The organism is Psychrobacillus sp. NEAU-3TGS, from assembly GCF_029955155.1.
Taxonomy (GTDB): domain Bacteria; phylum Bacillota; class Bacilli; order Bacillales_A; family Planococcaceae; genus Psychrobacillus.
The window spans coordinates 335996-349763 of the sequence record NZ_JAPNOZ010000004.1; the positions used below are offsets into that span (position 1 = coordinate 335996).

Below are 13768 nucleotides of genomic sequence, written 5' to 3' on the forward strand. Positions count from 1 at the left end.
TGTTTGGCCCCTTGGTCAAGCGGTTAAGACACCGCCCTTTCACGGCGGTAACACGGGTTCGAATCCCGTAGGGGTCATTTTAAAGCATGTATCCTATTAGGAAACATGCTTTTTTCAATCTTTAAGAGTGATTAATATCATTTAATAAGTAGCTTTTTCTAGTTCTGTAAAACTTAATGAGAGTTCAATTTTTTCTCTCTATACCTTTAATAAGAGGTCTATTAGTCTCCTGATTAAAGCGTACGCCTAAAAACTTGAGGTCAATGCTTTTAGTCCAATTTAGCATTATTATTATTCCGAAGTAGCTCAGTGGTAGAGCAATCGGCTGTTAACCGATTGGTCGTAGGTTCGAGTCCTACCTTCGGAGCCAATGTTTGGCCCCTTGGTCAAGCGGTTAAGACACCGCCCTTTCACGGCGGTAACACGGGTTCGAATCCCGTAGGGGTCATTATAAAAAAGCATGTTTCCAATTAGGAAGCATGCTTTTTTCATTGGTTAGGAAACTATAAAAGGTTTAGACATGAGGGAACTTTTTAAAAAAATCATAAGGAATGTCATGCTTTAATTTTATCGTGGTATAGGACTTCAAGTTACGAGGAAACTACGCGCTAGTTATCGGCATCTCAATCCAAGTAAACTTGTTTTATGAAAATTGGTTGCTTTCGACAACTGTTTGGTTGTCATTATCCATTTATTAGAAACATTAATTCTGCAACTACACAATTGGAGGGATTTAGCGCGGCGGCGCGAGACCCCTGCGGGAAAGCGAGGCAGACTAGCCCGCGGAAAGCAAAGCACCGCTGTGCAATTCCCATTGGCCACTTCCTTCAAACTTATTACCAAGCAGTTTCCCTATTCTCTGCGTAATACCATTTAATCGTTCCCATAAGCTAAATTGTCCAGAGGTAGGTACTTTAGCAGTTTTGTTTTGTCTTCAGAAGAATGAGAACCCTAATTAGTAGCTTTTCCTAGTTCCGTTAAGCGTTGAGCAAATCCTTCTGTTTTTGTGCTAATGCCAGGAAATACATCGTTCAGTTCATAGGCTTGGGAACCATGCTCTACAAAATCAAGTCCAGCAGTTTCCTCCTCATTGGATACACGAATCGGACTAAATACTTTTACGGCAAACAAAAAGCCGGAAACAGTAATAGAAACCCAAACAATAACAGCTAAAATTCCTAATATCTGAACAACGATCAAGCTCGCTCCTCCACCTACAAAGAGTCCACTTGAAGTTTCAAATAGTCCAACAGCTATCGTTCCCCAAATCCCAGTTATCCCATGAACTGCTATTGCTCCAACAGGATCATCGACTTTTAATATAACATCTAAGAAGCGAACTCCTTCTGTCATAATAATACCTGCAAGTAAACCAATTAAGATAGAACTCATGAGAGAGACATTAGCAGCACCAGCCGTAATACTTACTAAACCTGCTAGTGCACCGTTTAAAGTAAGAGAGGCGTCCAATTTTTTAAATCTTAGTTTCGTATAAAAAGCGGTAGATAAAACTCCGGCAGAAGCAGCAAATAAAGTATTTGCAATAATTTGAGGGACAAGAGTAGGGTCGGCAGCTAAGGTGCTTGCTCCATTAAAACCAAACCAGCCAACCCATAAGATGAAAACGCCTAAAGCACCGAGAGGAATACTGTGACCAGGTATAACATTCACTTTCCCATTGCTATATTTTCCGAGACGTGGACCTAAAAGTGTTGCTGCTACGAAAGCTCCGATTGCTCCTGTTAAGTGAACGACTGTAGAACCTGCAAAATCAATAAAACCAAGTTTAGCTAACCATCCGCCTCCCCAAATCCAGTGGCCTACAACTGGGTAGATAATTCCAGTCATTGCTACTACTAAAAGTAAATAAGAAGATAGCTTCATTCGTTCAGCAACTGCACCTGAAATAATGGTTGCACAAGTGGCTGCAAAAACGGATTGGAAAACGAAGAAACCCATATCCTCTCTTCCAAATAGTGCAAAGCCATCCGTACCTATTGCACCAAAGAGAGATTCACCAAACATAAAACCAAACCCTACGAGGAAATATAGAAGAGCGCCAAGCGATACTGTAAGAAAGTTTTTCATTAAAATATTCAGTGTATTTTTAGAACGAGTAAAACCTGCTTCGAGCATTGCAAATCCTGCATGCATAAAAAATACTAATATAGCACCTAACATCATCCACAACATGTCGATTGAACGTTGAACCATTTCTATTGTCATAAAACGCTCTCCTTTAGTTTACGGCAACTGCACCGCGTTCTTTTGTTCTTATACGGATTGCTTCATCAACTGGTAAAACAAATATTTTTCCATCACCAACTTCATTAGTAGATGCGTGATTCAAAATGGCTTCTACCAGCTTCTCTACTAAATGATCTTCTACGACCATTTCAAGCTTCAATTTTGTATGAAATTCCATTTCATAGTTGTTACCACGAAATAATCCAGTGCGTCCTTCTTGGCGGCCGCAACCGGCAATTTCTGTCACGCTTAGCCCGTCAATCCCTTCTAATGCAAGTGCTTGACGAACTTCCGAAAATACATCTGGGCGAATAATTGCTTCAATTTTTTTCATTTTGCATCCTCCTAATGTAAGAATATATAACATCATATTATAAAAAATATAAAATGTAAATGATATTCTGAAAAATATGTTAGTTTATATAACATGAATTAATGATGCTTTTAAAATAGCCATAAAAAAACGCAAGAAGAAAATTGTTTCTTTTTCTTCTTGCGCTTTTCTTATAAGAAGTAACCGATTAATAAACCTATTCCTAAAAGGAAAACGAAAATAGTATTAGTCAGTGCTGTATCTTTCATAGCAGGAGCTACTTCAAGTGGATTATCTTTTTCTCTGAATAGTTTAATCGCATGCAATGGTTTTTTTATACTTAATATAACGAGTAATGACCATGGTGTAATAATTTGTAGTAAGACTAAGCCTACAATCCAAAGATAAGATATGATAAAATAAGAAGCCAAAATTGTAATAGCATTTTTTCTACCTACAAGAATCGCCATCGTTTTTCTGCCGCCTTTTGTATCTTCCTCAAGATCTCGGATATTATTTGAAAGCATAATCGCAGCTACAAGTAGTGCACTTGGAATAGAAAGCAAGATGGCAAAATTAGGGACAGAACCAACTTGGATGAAAGTCGCTATTAAAACAATAAGCATACCCATTACTACACCACTAAAAAATTCACCAAATGGTGTATAGGCGATAGGATAAGGTCCACCAGTATACAGATAGCCTATTAGCATACAAGCAGCACCAACAATAAGTAACATCCAAGAGGATTTATAACAAATGTAGATACCTAGTAATCCAGCAAGTCCATATAATAGCAATGCTAACTGCATTACTGTTTTCGGTTTAACACCATTTCGCACAATTGCTCCACCTATACCCACGGATTCTACACTATCAAGTCCGCGAGCAAAATCATAATACTCATTGAACATATTAGTAGCCGCTTGTATAAAAAGACAAGCAACTAACATTGCTAAAAATAATAGCCAGTTAATATTAGTGTAATAGAGTGCGATCATCGTTCCCAAAAATACGGGAGCAAATGAAGCGGTTAATGTATGGGGTCTTGTTAATTTCCACCAGACGCGCCAACCTTTGTCGGCTTGTAGTTCATGTGACATAAAATTTTCTCTCCTTTTAAACAATCCATTATCAATATTAGCATATATTCGTTGCTAAATGTGTGCCGAAAAGTGTAGAAAGTTGTATGATAAAGGGTAGAGAAATAAAAAAGAAAACATCATGATTAACACCAAGATATTAATACGGAGGTAATTTTAATGCCGAAAACCACCGGTCAAAAGCAAACAACATTACGTTTTTATACAGAAACAATAGAAGTATCCAGATTATCAGCTCATGCTTTTTTTGAAGCGGGAGATGAAAAATATAAAGGCCAACGATTTTTTTGGCAAAACAAAGAAAAAACATTGACGCTTGTTGGCTTAGGTCATGCGCATACCATTGCAAATAACTTAACAGATAATCGATATGCGGACATCGATTCTAAATGGAAAGAGCTATGTAATGCTTTAGTTAAAGAACAAGTAGATGTTTCGCCAATCTTATTTGGTGGATTTGCATTTGATCCTAAAAACACCATTACATCTGAATGGGACAATTTTCCGTCAGCATTCTTTGTAGTGGCGACATTCCAATTAGTAATTCAACAAGATAGAGCATTTGTAAGCATTCATTATATTACAAACGAGGAAGAGAGCGCGGATATATTTGAACGGTTACGGGTGGAAAGAGATGCGCTTATACACACTGCCCAAGTAAGAGAACTTCAAACTCATTCCAAACCAGCATTAGTAAAACGCGAAGATCGATTAAAAGAGCAGTATTTACATGCGGTGGAAGATGTAACAAAAAGGATTCGTGAGGATGAAGTGAATAAAGTAGTAATTGCTCGGTCTCTTAAGTTAATGTTTGATAAGAATTTCTCTCCAGCAACAGCAATTTATCATGCTGCCATGGAACAACCAGAGAGTTATTTATTTGGTTTAGAAAATGGGGAGCAGATGTTTTTTGGAGCGACTCCAGAACGGCTAGTGAAAGTAGAAAACTCAAAAGCGCAGTCTGCGGGACTTGCAGGTTCTGTTAAACGTGGTAAAAATTCAGTGGAAGATAAAGCATTAGGGGAAGCGCTTCTTGCGGATCCTAAAAACTTAGGCGAACATAAATACGTAGTGGATATGATTCGTAAAGTATTTGAGCAGTATTGTAAAGAATTGAAAGTACCACCAAGACCAAAGCTTATGAAAATTAGAGATATCCAACATCTATATACGCCGATCGAGGGGCATTTGAAAAAGGATTCCTCTTTATTTGAATTAGTACAAGCTTTACATCCAACACCAGCCTTAGGGGGCGAACCGCGTCAAGAAGCGATTAGCATAATTCGTGAATCCGAACAAATGAATCGTGGCTATTATGCAGCTCCAATTGGTTGGATCAATACAGAAGGGGACGGCGAGTTTGCGGTCGGCATCCGTTCAGCATTAATCGAAAATGAATATGCGTATTTATATGCGGGCGGCGGAATTGTAGCAGAATCCTCTTCTATGGAAGAATTTGAAGAAACGCGTGTGAAATTTAGACCAATGCTGCGCACGCTTGGAGGAAATATGAATGACTAACATCGAGTATTTAACATCCTATGTAAATCAATTTGTAGAAACAATTAAACAGGCAGGTGTTAAACATATTGTAATGTGTCCCGGTTCCAGATCCACACCTCTTGCTTATGGCTTTGCAAAAAGCGACGGCTTTGCATTTTATCGTCAGACAGATGAACGGTCGGCTGGCTACTTTGCATTAGGTATTGCTAAAGCAACAAAGGAACCAGTTGTGCTTCTTTGCACTTCTGGAACGGCTGCAGCGAATTTCTTCCCTGCAATTGTGGAAGGTTTTTACGCACGGGTTCCATTACTTGTGGTGACTGCAGACCGTCCACATGAATTACGGGAAGTCGGAGCGCCGCAAGCAATCGATCAAATACATCTGTTTGGTAAGCATGTCAAATGGTCTGTTGACTTTCCGCTCCCAGAAGTAGATACAGCAGGTTTAACCTTTATGGAGCGTCATATTCATCGTGCAGTATCCACTTCGAAGTCAGCACCAATGGGACCAGTCCATATAAATGTGCCTTTTAGAGAGCCGCTATTGTTAAATATGGAGCAGTCATTACCTATAACTGAGATGCAAATATCAGAAGTAGGGAAGCTTGTCCCAAGTAGTGATTTTACTGAGTGGTATATAGATCTATTAATGCGCGAAGATAAGGGATTACTTATTGTCGGAGATTCTATACATTCGACGGAAGGCTTTTGGGAATTTGCACGAACAGTCAAGTGGCCTGTAGTAGTCGATCCACTTTCTAACTTACGAACATCGATACCAGATGATTGTATGGAATTATGTATTGATCAATACGATGCACTCTTGAAAAACGATGCATTTAAACAAACCGCTATTCCGAATGTTGTTATTCGTTTTGGGGCGCAGCCTGTTTCGAAGCCACTTACCTTATTTTTGAAGGCGTGCAAGCCAGAAGTATTTATAGTAGTAGATGAAAGTCCACTTTTCCGTGATTCTATTCATGCGGTAACGCATCATGTACAAGTAGCGACAAATACTTTATGGATACCGATTGAAGAAAAACAAGCCTCTAGTTATTTACACAATTGGTCAAAGGCGAATGATATCGCGACAAAACATATACATGCTTATATAGCGAACGAGGAAGATGAAGGTGCATTGGCGGGTAGATTGTTTGAAGCACTTCCTGATGGGGTAGATTTGTTTGCTAGCAGTAGCATGCCGATTCGTGATGTAGATACTTTTTTCAATAAAACTAAGAAAGATGTTCAAATATATGCAAATAGAGGGACGAACGGAATTGATGGAGTAGTATCAACAGCATTAGGCGTTCAAGCTGCAACCAATCGACCTGGATATTTGCTTATAGGCGATCTTGCTTTTTTACATGATGTGAATGGGCTAATTGTGAGTAGATTCCATCAAACAAATTGTACAATTGTTATTATGAATAATGATGGAGGAGGTATTTTCTCTTATTTATCGCAGTCAACCGAAACACATTATTTTGAGCAATTATTCGGAACACCTACTGGTTTAGAATTTTCACATATTGCAGCTATGTATGATGCCCAGTATGATGCTGTACATACGAAGGAAGCATTCCAACAAGCGTTGATGCAGCCTAAGACGACAGATATCCGTATTATAGAAGTATTTACGAATCGACAAGTCAATACAGAAAAGCATCAAAAATTATGGACGGGTATTTCGGAGGAGTTAGATTCTAGTTGGAAAGTATAAATAGGATGGTTCGTTCGATCAATATGCATATCAAGCGATATAATATCGGAGCTACTAATAAAGTTGTCTGCTTACATGGATTTACAGGTTCTAGTAGTACTTGGGAGGAAGTAATTAGCTATCTTCCTTCTTCGGTTGAAGTATTGGCAATTGATCTAATCGGGCATGGACAGACAGATAAGCCAGTAGATTCTGCCCGTTATAATGTCGATGAGCAAATAGAAGACCTTCATGCGATCTTTCAACAATTGGAGTGGACTCATTTTACGCTTGTCGGTTACTCGATGGGAGGACGCTTAGCGTTAGCCTATACGGCTAAATATCCTGTAGATAGATTAATACTAGAGAGTAGCTCTCCAGGCCTCGCAGACGATGGGGAACGACAGAATAGAAAGTTGTCGGATGAGTTGCTTGCAGAACGTATTACGAAAGAAGGGGTTATTTCTTTCGTTGACTTTTGGGGGAATATACCTTTATTCCAAACGCAAAAAAAGCTGTCTCCTGAAAAGCAAGCAATTATTCGTAAGGAAAGACTTGCTCAGTCAGCAGTTGGTCTTAGCAATAGTTTGAAAGGATTTAGTACAGGAGTGCAACCTTCTTATTGGGGAATGCTAAGTGATATAACAATCCCGGTATTATTAGTGACTGGAGAGCTGGATGTAAAGTTTTGTGCAATTGCTAGACGAATGCAACAGGAGTTGCCAAACTCGCATTTAGAGGTTATAGAAGATACTGGACATGCAATTCATGTGGAAAAACCGAAAATCTTTGCTACAATAATAAAGAAAGTTATTTTAGAGGAGGAATAAAGATGACTCGTGAATGGACAACGCTACATACATATGAAGACATTAAGTATGAGTATTACAATGGTATTGCAAAAGTAACTATTAACCGTCCTGAAGTGCGAAATGCATTTCGTCCGAAAACGGTAATGGAAATGATTGATGCATTTTCACGCGCACGCGATGATAAAAATGTTGGTGTCATTATCTTAACAGGTGAAGGTGAGCATGCTTTCTGTTCAGGTGGAGACCAAAAAGTACGTGGACATGGTGGATACGTTGGAGAAGACGAAATTCCTCGTTTAAACGTCCTAGACTTACAACGTTTAATCCGTGTTATTCCAAAACCAGTTGTTGCAATGGTAGCTGGTTATGCAATCGGTGGAGGTCATGTTTTACATGTAGTATGTGACTTAACTATTGCTGCTGATAATGCTCGCTTTGGGCAAACAGGACCTAAAGTAGGATCATTTGATGCTGGTTATGGTTCAGGTTATCTTGCACGTATTATTGGACATAAAAAGGCACGTGAAATTTGGTACCTATGCCGTCAATATGATGCTCAGCAAGCACTTGATATGGGATTAGTTAACACAGTTGTTCCTTATGAACAACTAGAAGACGAAACTGTACAATGGTGTGAAGAAATGCTAGAAATGAGCCCAACTGCACTTCGCTTCTTAAAAGCAGCGATGAATGCAGATACAGACGGTTTAGCAGGTCTTCAACAAATGGCAGGGGACGCAACACTTCTTTATTACACAACGGATGAGGCAAAAGAAGGTCGCGATGCATTTAAAGAAAAACGTAAGCCTGATTTTGGTCAATTCCCACGTTTTCCGTGATTGCCTAAACAGTATGAGCTGCCCTGATTTGGGGCAGCTTTTTCTAAAGGAGATTAATACATATGTATCCGAATTTATTGTTGAAAAGAGCGAGCTTGACTCCGAATCGTGTTGCTTTAAGATTTAATGACCAGGAATGGACATTTGCGCAACTGTCAAAGGAAGCAACTAAATACGCAGAAAGGCTTCATACAAAAGGTATCACACGCGGTATGAGAGTAGCTATATTAGCCTCTTCTGATGCAAGGCTAGTAATGATTTCGCATGGATGTATGCAAATTGGTTGCGAGCTTGTTATGTTAAATGAACGATTATCAGAAGAAGAATTGAACTATCAACTAGCAGATAGTGAACCCGATTATTTATTGGTTGATGATCATGCAAAAAGAACTTTATCTTTTGCAAAGAAATGGTCTTTCGATGAGATTGAAAGCGCTGAGCAAACCGTTTTTGAAGTAGAGGAGGAGTGGCCTAAAGAACGTACGATAACAATTATGTATACTTCCGGTACGACTGGAAGACCTAAAGGGGTGCGACAATCGCTTGAAAACCATTTAATGAATGCGACTGGATCAGCCCTCAATCTAGGTGTCCAACCAAACGACTGTTGGTTATGTACGGTGCCATTATTTCATATTAGCGGCTTTTCGATTTTAATGCGTTCTGTAATATACGGAATGACAGTCAACCTTCATGCGAAATTTGACGCTTTGGCTGCAGTAGAAGAGATACTATCTGGTATTGTCACAAGAATGTCTGTTGTGGCGGTTACATTAGAAAGAATGCTAACCGTACTAGAGGAGCGAGAACTTTCTTTTCCTCATACATTCCGATCGATGCTTGTTGGCGGAGGTCCAGTGCCCCTAAATTATTTAGAGAGAGCAATCGAACGAAATATTCCTGTGCTACAAACATATGGCATGACAGAAACTGCGTCCCAGACGACAACGTTAGCAAGTGAGGATGCCATTATCAAATTAGGCTCTGCTGGTAAACCACTTTTCTTTGCGGATGTACGTATTGATGGTGAAGAAAAAATCGGAGAGATTTGTATAAAAGGGCCGCATGTAACACAAGGCTACGTTGGAGCAGCGGAACAAAAACATCCTTTAGTAGATGGTTGGTTGCATACCGGTGATATAGGATACTTGGATGAGGAAGGTTATTTATTTGTCGTTGATCGGCGTTCTGATTTAATAATCTCTGGAGGAGAAAATATATATCCTGCAGAAATAGAACAAGCTTTGGTAAAACATCCTGCAGTTAAAGAAGCTGGTGTGGCTGGAAGGCAGGATGACAAATGGGGGCAAGTACCTGCCGCATTTGTTGTATTAAAAGAGGAAATTACTGAAGAAGGCTTAAGGGCGTTTATGAAAAAGCAGCTAGCTTCTTACAAACAGCCAGTAGACTATTATTTTGTAGATCAATTGCCGCGTAATGCGTCGAATAAGTTGCTGCGTAGAGAATTTTTCAATCATATAAAAAACACTTAGAAAATAAATTCTAAGTGTTTTTTGTTATTGTAATACTGTTCTTAACGTGTCTAAATTTCTTTGCATAAGCGTGAAATAGGTTTCATTATTCGCAACATCTTCTTTCGATAACACACCTAAATTGTGTAATACTAAGCTTTCTGCACCAACTTCTTGTTGAATAACTTCTGTCAGTTTAGAAGAGACGTTTTGTTCAAATAAAATATATTTGATATTTTTTTCATTTGCTAAGTCGATTAACTTTGTCAATTCTTTTTGCGATGGCTCATCTTGTGAGTTTAACCCAGCTACTGCAATTTGCTCCAAACCATATGTGTTAGCTATATATCCGAATGCAGCATGAGAAACAAAAAATGTTTTGTTCGGTACTTCCTGTGCCATTTCTTCAAAATCCTGATCTAGTTTTTGTAGTTCTTCGATTAATTGTTCGTAATTTTTTTCGAATGTTTCTTTTTCTTTAGGAGCAGCTTCTACAAGTGAGTTCTTAATAGATAGAGCTAGGTTTTGACTAATTTTCGGTGAAATCCAAACATGTGGGTCTGTATCTCCGTGGTCATGACCTTCGTGACCCTCATCCGCAGCCTCTTCATGCTCATGAGCTTCTTCCGTAGCTTCTTCATGCTCATGTTCATGTGCTTCTTCCGTAGCCTCATCGTGCTCGTGTTCATGAGCTTCTTCAGTAGCTTCCTCATGTTCGTGATCATGATCACTAGCATTTAGTTGATCTTCAGGAACAGCATCAATTGTTGCAATCATTTTCACATGCTCATCCGCTAATGTTTTTTTTGCATTATCGACAAAACCTTCTAAACCTAAACCTATGTAGAAAAATAAATCTGCATCAGCAAGTGCTATCATATCTTTTTGAGTAGGCTCAAATGTATGCTCATTAGCTCCAGCTGGATAAATAGATTGAACATTAACTGCTTCTCCACCAATTCTTTGGGTAAAATATTGAAGCGGATAGACCGTTGTGTACACTTGTAATGTATCGTCTTTTTCTTGCGTTGTTTCTGTTTGACTCGCTTCATTTCCACAAGCTGCCGTGAATAAAACAAGCAGGAATACTAAAAATAATAGAAGACCTTTTTTCATATTTTCACTCCTAAATAGTAATCGTTACGTTTTAAAAAGATTTAACTTTTACATCATACAAGACTAATCAAAAAAAAAGCAAGAAAAAATAGCCTTTGAATTATTTTTTCTTCAAAGGCCATTCGTCTGGAACCGGATCAATGCCACCTTCGTGAAAAGGATGACATTTGGATATTCTTCTAATCGTCAAGTAACCGCCTTTAATCGCCCCATGTTTTTGTACTGCTTCTACACCATAGTGTGAGCAAGTGGGATAGAATCTACAACTTGGTGGTGTTAAAGGAGAGATAAATTTTTGATAAAAGCGGAAAATAGCGATAATAATTTGCTTCATATCATTGAGCATCCTTTGGCTTAGGGTCAACAGTAGAAGATTTATCATTCATCGCTAGTTTATATACAAATGCAAATCCCACTATACTAAGTAAAATTGCTGCACCTAAAATCCAAAAAACCATTTTATTCACTCCATATATTGTATTTAAGTTTATTGTAAGTAATAAAGAGGTATATTAAAAGAGAAAGCAACTATTTTTTCAAGGAGAGTGGCAAATTTATGTCAGAAGCATTAAATAAGGAATTAAACAAACAAGTAGCAAATTGGTCGGTATTATATACAAAGTTACATAATTTTCACTGGTATGTGAAGGGACCTTCTTTCTTTACATTACACGCTAAATTTGAAGAACTATATAACGAAGCAACTTTAAATATGGACGAAATTGCCGAGCGTTTACTAACTTTAGGTGAGGCACCTGTTGCAACATTAAAAGAACACTTGGAGCTTTCGGATATTAAAGAAGCAAAGAACAAAGAAAGCGCTGATGAAATGGTACAAGCTGTTGTAAAAGATTTTGATAAGATTATGAAATCGCTCAAAAAAGGAATGGATGAAGCAGCAAAAGAAGAAGATGATATGACAGAGGATATGCTGAACGCTATCTATCAAAAAACAGAAAAACATCAATGGATGCTGAATGCATTTTTAGGTGACAAAAACGAAACTAAGAAATAAAACCTATGTAGAGTATATATCTGCTTACCGATAAAAAGGATGTAAAGGAGGGGTTTTTATGGATTTAAACTCCATCATGTCTTCGCAACTCATACAACTACAGCAAACGGTTCAAATGAGCGTTTTACAAAATGCCATGAATATGGATACCGTAGCTGCAGTTCAAATGCTACAAGATATGCCTGAAACTGCTGCTCCTCATCCTTACAAAGGAACAGTATTAGATATTCAAGCGTAAGAAAAGAAAAGCATGTACCAGTTATTTTAGGTGCATGTTTTTTTATTTTGCCCACATACTATTTGAAAAGGATGTGTGTAAATGACTTTAAGCAAAGTATATATATCGGTCAAAAACCAACAATTATATTTGTACCCCGACGAATCCCCATGGGAATTTGAAATTACGGTAAATCGTGAAATTATTCCTGTATTTAGAATGCTTTTCAATCAATTAGATAGTGTAGAAATCAGCAATTTTTGGCGAGCGCATATACCGATAAAGAGTTATCATTTCGATAAAGAAAATGATCAATACGATAGAAGAATGAAAAAGCTATATGCGCTCATTCATGAATTTGGAGATGAAGAATCTAAAAAGTTTGTCGAACAGCTTCCCTATTTTACCCCAAGAAGGAGAGAGACCGTTGAGCAAAAATATTAACCGAAAAGGTAACGAAAATCCTACCACTTATCGTAATGTAAGTTCTCTGTTAAACCTAAATCCCCAAATTAAAGCAAAACAGAATATTGCTCAAAATCGCGAAGAGGGAAATGAGCATTATAAACGAGATGAACAGAAGGAGTAGTCAATGGAAAGACTTAGCATCGTTGCTAAGTCTTTTTTCATACATATGGTAAAATGAAAAGGAAAATGCAGGCATCCTTATAAGTGGATTCCAGTTAAGTTTCCAGACATGGAAATAAGCTAAAGCTTGTAATTCTAAGGAGGAAGCATGATTAAACAAGGTTTATTACTCATAATGCCAACTGTCTTTATCTATATTGGCCTTTCTGTATTCCAAAATATTCTTATTACTTTTCTTCTATTTTACGGTTGGTTGTTATTTATACCGCTTTTTGTTGCTTCCTGGAAACGAACAAAAAGTTCGTCTTTACAACTTGCTTTCTCGAAAAAAAATATTTTGGTAGGAATTATAAGTGGATTAATTTGTTTAATTTCCATTTATGGCTTCGTAATTGTTTTCCAATCTTCCCTTATAGATATTAAACAACTACAGCAGTTATTAGAAAGATGGGATTTTAGTGGAACGAAGGTAATTATACTCGTATTAGTATTAGCGTTGATTAACCCTATATTAGAAGAACTTTATTGGAGAGAATTTATGTATGGGAGAATATCACTAAAATTAGGAAATGTTTTAGCGGTTGTGATTACGGCTATATTTTATAGTATGTATCATCTGATTGTCGTACAGGAAATATTTAGTTTTCCATTTAATGTGTTGGCAGTAATTCCTGTATTTTTAGCAGGGATCATGTGGGGAATATTTCGTATTAAGCTAGGCTCAATTACAGCGCCTATTATTAGTCACTGTTTAGCGGATATTGGAATTATGCTTGTGTACTGGAATATTATTCTTTAGATTTCTTCTGTGATAAACTTTTGAATAGTAAACAAAAAGAGG

The 13768-nt window shown here is 37.8% G+C and carries 16 protein-coding genes and 3 tRNA genes; 13 read left to right on the plus strand and 6 right to left on the minus strand.

Annotated elements, in window-relative coordinates; genetic code table 11:
• Positions 1–5: 5 nt before the first annotated feature.
• The 3 genes from OR571_RS02670 (at position 6) to OR571_RS02680 (ending at position 448) form a co-directional block, all read left to right on the plus strand.
• Positions 6–77 (plus strand) — tRNA-Glu (locus tag OR571_RS02670).
• A gap of 218 nt (positions 78–295) precedes the next feature.
• A tRNA-Asn gene (locus OR571_RS02675) sits at positions 296–370 on the plus strand.
• Between the two features lie 6 nt (positions 371–376).
• Positions 377–448: transfer RNA gene (locus OR571_RS02680), tRNA-Glu, on the plus strand.
• Positions 449–951: 503 nt separating this feature from the next.
• Here OR571_RS02680 and OR571_RS02685 read toward each other — a convergent pair.
• The 3 genes from OR571_RS02685 to OR571_RS02695 form a co-directional block, all read right to left on the minus strand.
• Positions 952–2220: an ammonium transporter gene (locus OR571_RS02685; protein ID WP_282241494.1), complete on the minus strand. Its 1269-nt coding sequence runs from the start codon at positions 2218–2220 to the stop codon at positions 952–954.
• A 19-nt stretch (positions 2221–2239) separates the two neighbouring features.
• Positions 2240–2581, minus strand: a complete 342-nt coding sequence (locus OR571_RS02690) for a P-II family nitrogen regulator (RefSeq protein ID WP_142538874.1) — start codon at positions 2579–2581, stop codon at positions 2240–2242.
• Positions 2582–2751: 170 nt separating this feature from the next.
• Positions 2752–3663, minus strand: coding sequence for a 1,4-dihydroxy-2-naphthoate polyprenyltransferase (locus OR571_RS02695; protein WP_282241306.1), 912 nt, complete (start codon positions 3661–3663; stop codon positions 2752–2754).
• Positions 3664–3822: 159 nt separating this feature from the next.
• On the opposite strand from OR571_RS02695, the gene OR571_RS02700 reads away from it, so the two are divergent.
• From OR571_RS02700 to OR571_RS02720, 5 genes are all read left to right on the plus strand, one after another.
• Positions 3823–5184 (plus strand): isochorismate synthase, encoded by a 1362-nt coding sequence (locus tag OR571_RS02700; RefSeq protein WP_282241307.1) that lies wholly within the window; start codon positions 3823–3825, stop codon positions 5182–5184.
• Positions 5177–6889 (plus strand): 2-succinyl-5-enolpyruvyl-6-hydroxy-3-cyclohexene-1-carboxylic-acid synthase, encoded by a 1713-nt coding sequence (gene menD, locus OR571_RS02705; RefSeq protein ID WP_282241308.1) that lies wholly within the window; start codon positions 5177–5179, stop codon positions 6887–6889. The genes OR571_RS02700 and menD overlap by 8 nt, the downstream gene beginning before the upstream one ends.
• On the plus strand, positions 6877–7698 hold the full coding sequence (gene menH / locus OR571_RS02710) for a 2-succinyl-6-hydroxy-2,4-cyclohexadiene-1-carboxylate synthase (RefSeq protein WP_282241309.1): 822 nt from the start codon (positions 6877–6879) through the stop codon (positions 7696–7698). Before menD ends, menH begins: the two co-directional genes overlap by 13 nt.
• Before the next feature lie 2 nt (positions 7699–7700).
• Positions 7701–8519, plus strand: coding sequence for a 1,4-dihydroxy-2-naphthoyl-CoA synthase (gene menB / locus OR571_RS02715; RefSeq protein ID WP_142538870.1), 819 nt, complete (start codon positions 7701–7703; stop codon positions 8517–8519).
• A gap of 62 nt (positions 8520–8581) precedes the next feature.
• On the plus strand, positions 8582–10012 hold the full coding sequence (locus tag OR571_RS02720) for an o-succinylbenzoate--CoA ligase (RefSeq protein WP_282241310.1): 1431 nt from the start codon (positions 8582–8584) through the stop codon (positions 10010–10012).
• Positions 10013–10036: 24 nt separating this feature from the next.
• On the opposite strand, the gene OR571_RS02725 is transcribed toward OR571_RS02720, so the two are convergent.
• The 3 genes from OR571_RS02725 to OR571_RS02735 form a co-directional block, all read right to left on the minus strand.
• Positions 10037–11107: a metal ABC transporter solute-binding protein, Zn/Mn family gene (locus OR571_RS02725; protein WP_282241311.1), complete on the minus strand. Its 1071-nt coding sequence runs from the start codon at positions 11105–11107 to the stop codon at positions 10037–10039.
• Positions 11108–11207: 100 nt separating this feature from the next.
• Complete coding sequence (yidD, locus tag OR571_RS02730) at positions 11208–11441, minus strand: membrane protein insertion efficiency factor YidD (protein ID WP_142538867.1); 234 nt, start codon at positions 11439–11441, stop codon at positions 11208–11210.
• Between the two features lies 1 nt (position 11442).
• The gene (locus OR571_RS02735; protein ID WP_282241312.1) at positions 11443–11565 is read right to left on the minus strand and encodes a hypothetical protein; all 123 of its coding nucleotides are present in this window, start codon (positions 11563–11565) and stop codon (positions 11443–11445) included.
• 98 nt (positions 11566–11663) lie between these two features.
• On the opposite strand from OR571_RS02735, the gene OR571_RS02740 reads away from it, so the two are divergent.
• From OR571_RS02740 to OR571_RS02760, 5 genes are all read left to right on the plus strand, one after another.
• Positions 11664–12122: a Dps family protein gene (locus tag OR571_RS02740; RefSeq protein WP_282241313.1), complete on the plus strand. Its 459-nt coding sequence runs from the start codon at positions 11664–11666 to the stop codon at positions 12120–12122.
• Positions 12123–12180: 58 nt separating this feature from the next.
• Positions 12181–12360, plus strand: a complete 180-nt coding sequence (locus OR571_RS02745) for a putative motility protein (protein WP_282241314.1) — start codon at positions 12181–12183, stop codon at positions 12358–12360.
• Positions 12361–12441: 81 nt separating this feature from the next.
• Positions 12442–12783: a transposase gene (locus OR571_RS02750; RefSeq protein WP_282241315.1), complete on the plus strand. Its 342-nt coding sequence runs from the start codon at positions 12442–12444 to the stop codon at positions 12781–12783.
• Entirely contained in the window at positions 12767–12928 is a 162-nt protein-coding gene (locus OR571_RS02755; RefSeq protein ID WP_282241316.1) for a hypothetical protein, read from the plus strand. Before OR571_RS02750 ends, OR571_RS02755 begins: the two co-directional genes overlap by 17 nt.
• A gap of 147 nt (positions 12929–13075) precedes the next feature.
• Positions 13076–13726 (plus strand): CPBP family intramembrane glutamic endopeptidase, encoded by a 651-nt coding sequence (locus OR571_RS02760; protein ID WP_282241317.1) that lies wholly within the window; start codon positions 13076–13078, stop codon positions 13724–13726.
• The last annotated feature ends 42 nt before the right edge of the window (positions 13727–13768 follow it).

Bases quoted from the DNA above. Each gene is read 5' to 3' on its own strand.
- OR571_RS02735 (WP_282241312.1), bottom strand. From the start codon at position 11,565: ATGGTTTTTTGGATTTTAGGTGCAGCAATTTTACTTAGTATAGTGGGA.
- OR571_RS02690 (WP_142538874.1), bottom strand. From the start codon at position 2,581: ATGAAAAAAATTGAAGCAATTATTCGCCCAGATGTATTTTCGGAAGTT.
- OR571_RS02760 (WP_282241317.1), top strand. From the start codon at position 13,076: ATGATTAAACAAGGTTTATTACTCATAATGCCAACTGTCTTTATCTAT.
- OR571_RS02740 (WP_282241313.1), top strand. From the start codon at position 11,664: ATGTCAGAAGCATTAAATAAGGAATTAAACAAACAAGTAGCAAATTGG.
- OR571_RS02720 (WP_282241310.1), top strand. From the start codon at position 8,582: ATGTATCCGAATTTATTGTTGAAAAGAGCGAGCTTGACTCCGAATCGT.
- OR571_RS02700 (WP_282241307.1), top strand. From the start codon at position 3,823: ATGCCGAAAACCACCGGTCAAAAGCAAACAACATTACGTTTTTATACA.
- OR571_RS02750 (WP_282241315.1), top strand. From the start codon at position 12,442: ATGACTTTAAGCAAAGTATATATATCGGTCAAAAACCAACAATTATAT.
- OR571_RS02695 (WP_282241306.1), bottom strand. From the start codon at position 3,663: ATGTCACATGAACTACAAGCCGACAAAGGTTGGCGCGTCTGGTGGAAA.
- OR571_RS02745 (WP_282241314.1), top strand. From the start codon at position 12,181: ATGGATTTAAACTCCATCATGTCTTCGCAACTCATACAACTACAGCAA.
- OR571_RS02725 (WP_282241311.1), bottom strand. From the start codon at position 11,107: ATGAAAAAAGGTCTTCTATTATTTTTAGTATTCCTGCTTGTTTTATTC.
- menB (WP_142538870.1), top strand. From the start codon at position 7,701: ATGACTCGTGAATGGACAACGCTACATACATATGAAGACATTAAGTAT.
- yidD (WP_142538867.1), bottom strand. From the start codon at position 11,441: ATGAAGCAAATTATTATCGCTATTTTCCGCTTTTATCAAAAATTTATC.
- menD (WP_282241308.1), top strand. From the start codon at position 5,177: ATGACTAACATCGAGTATTTAACATCCTATGTAAATCAATTTGTAGAA.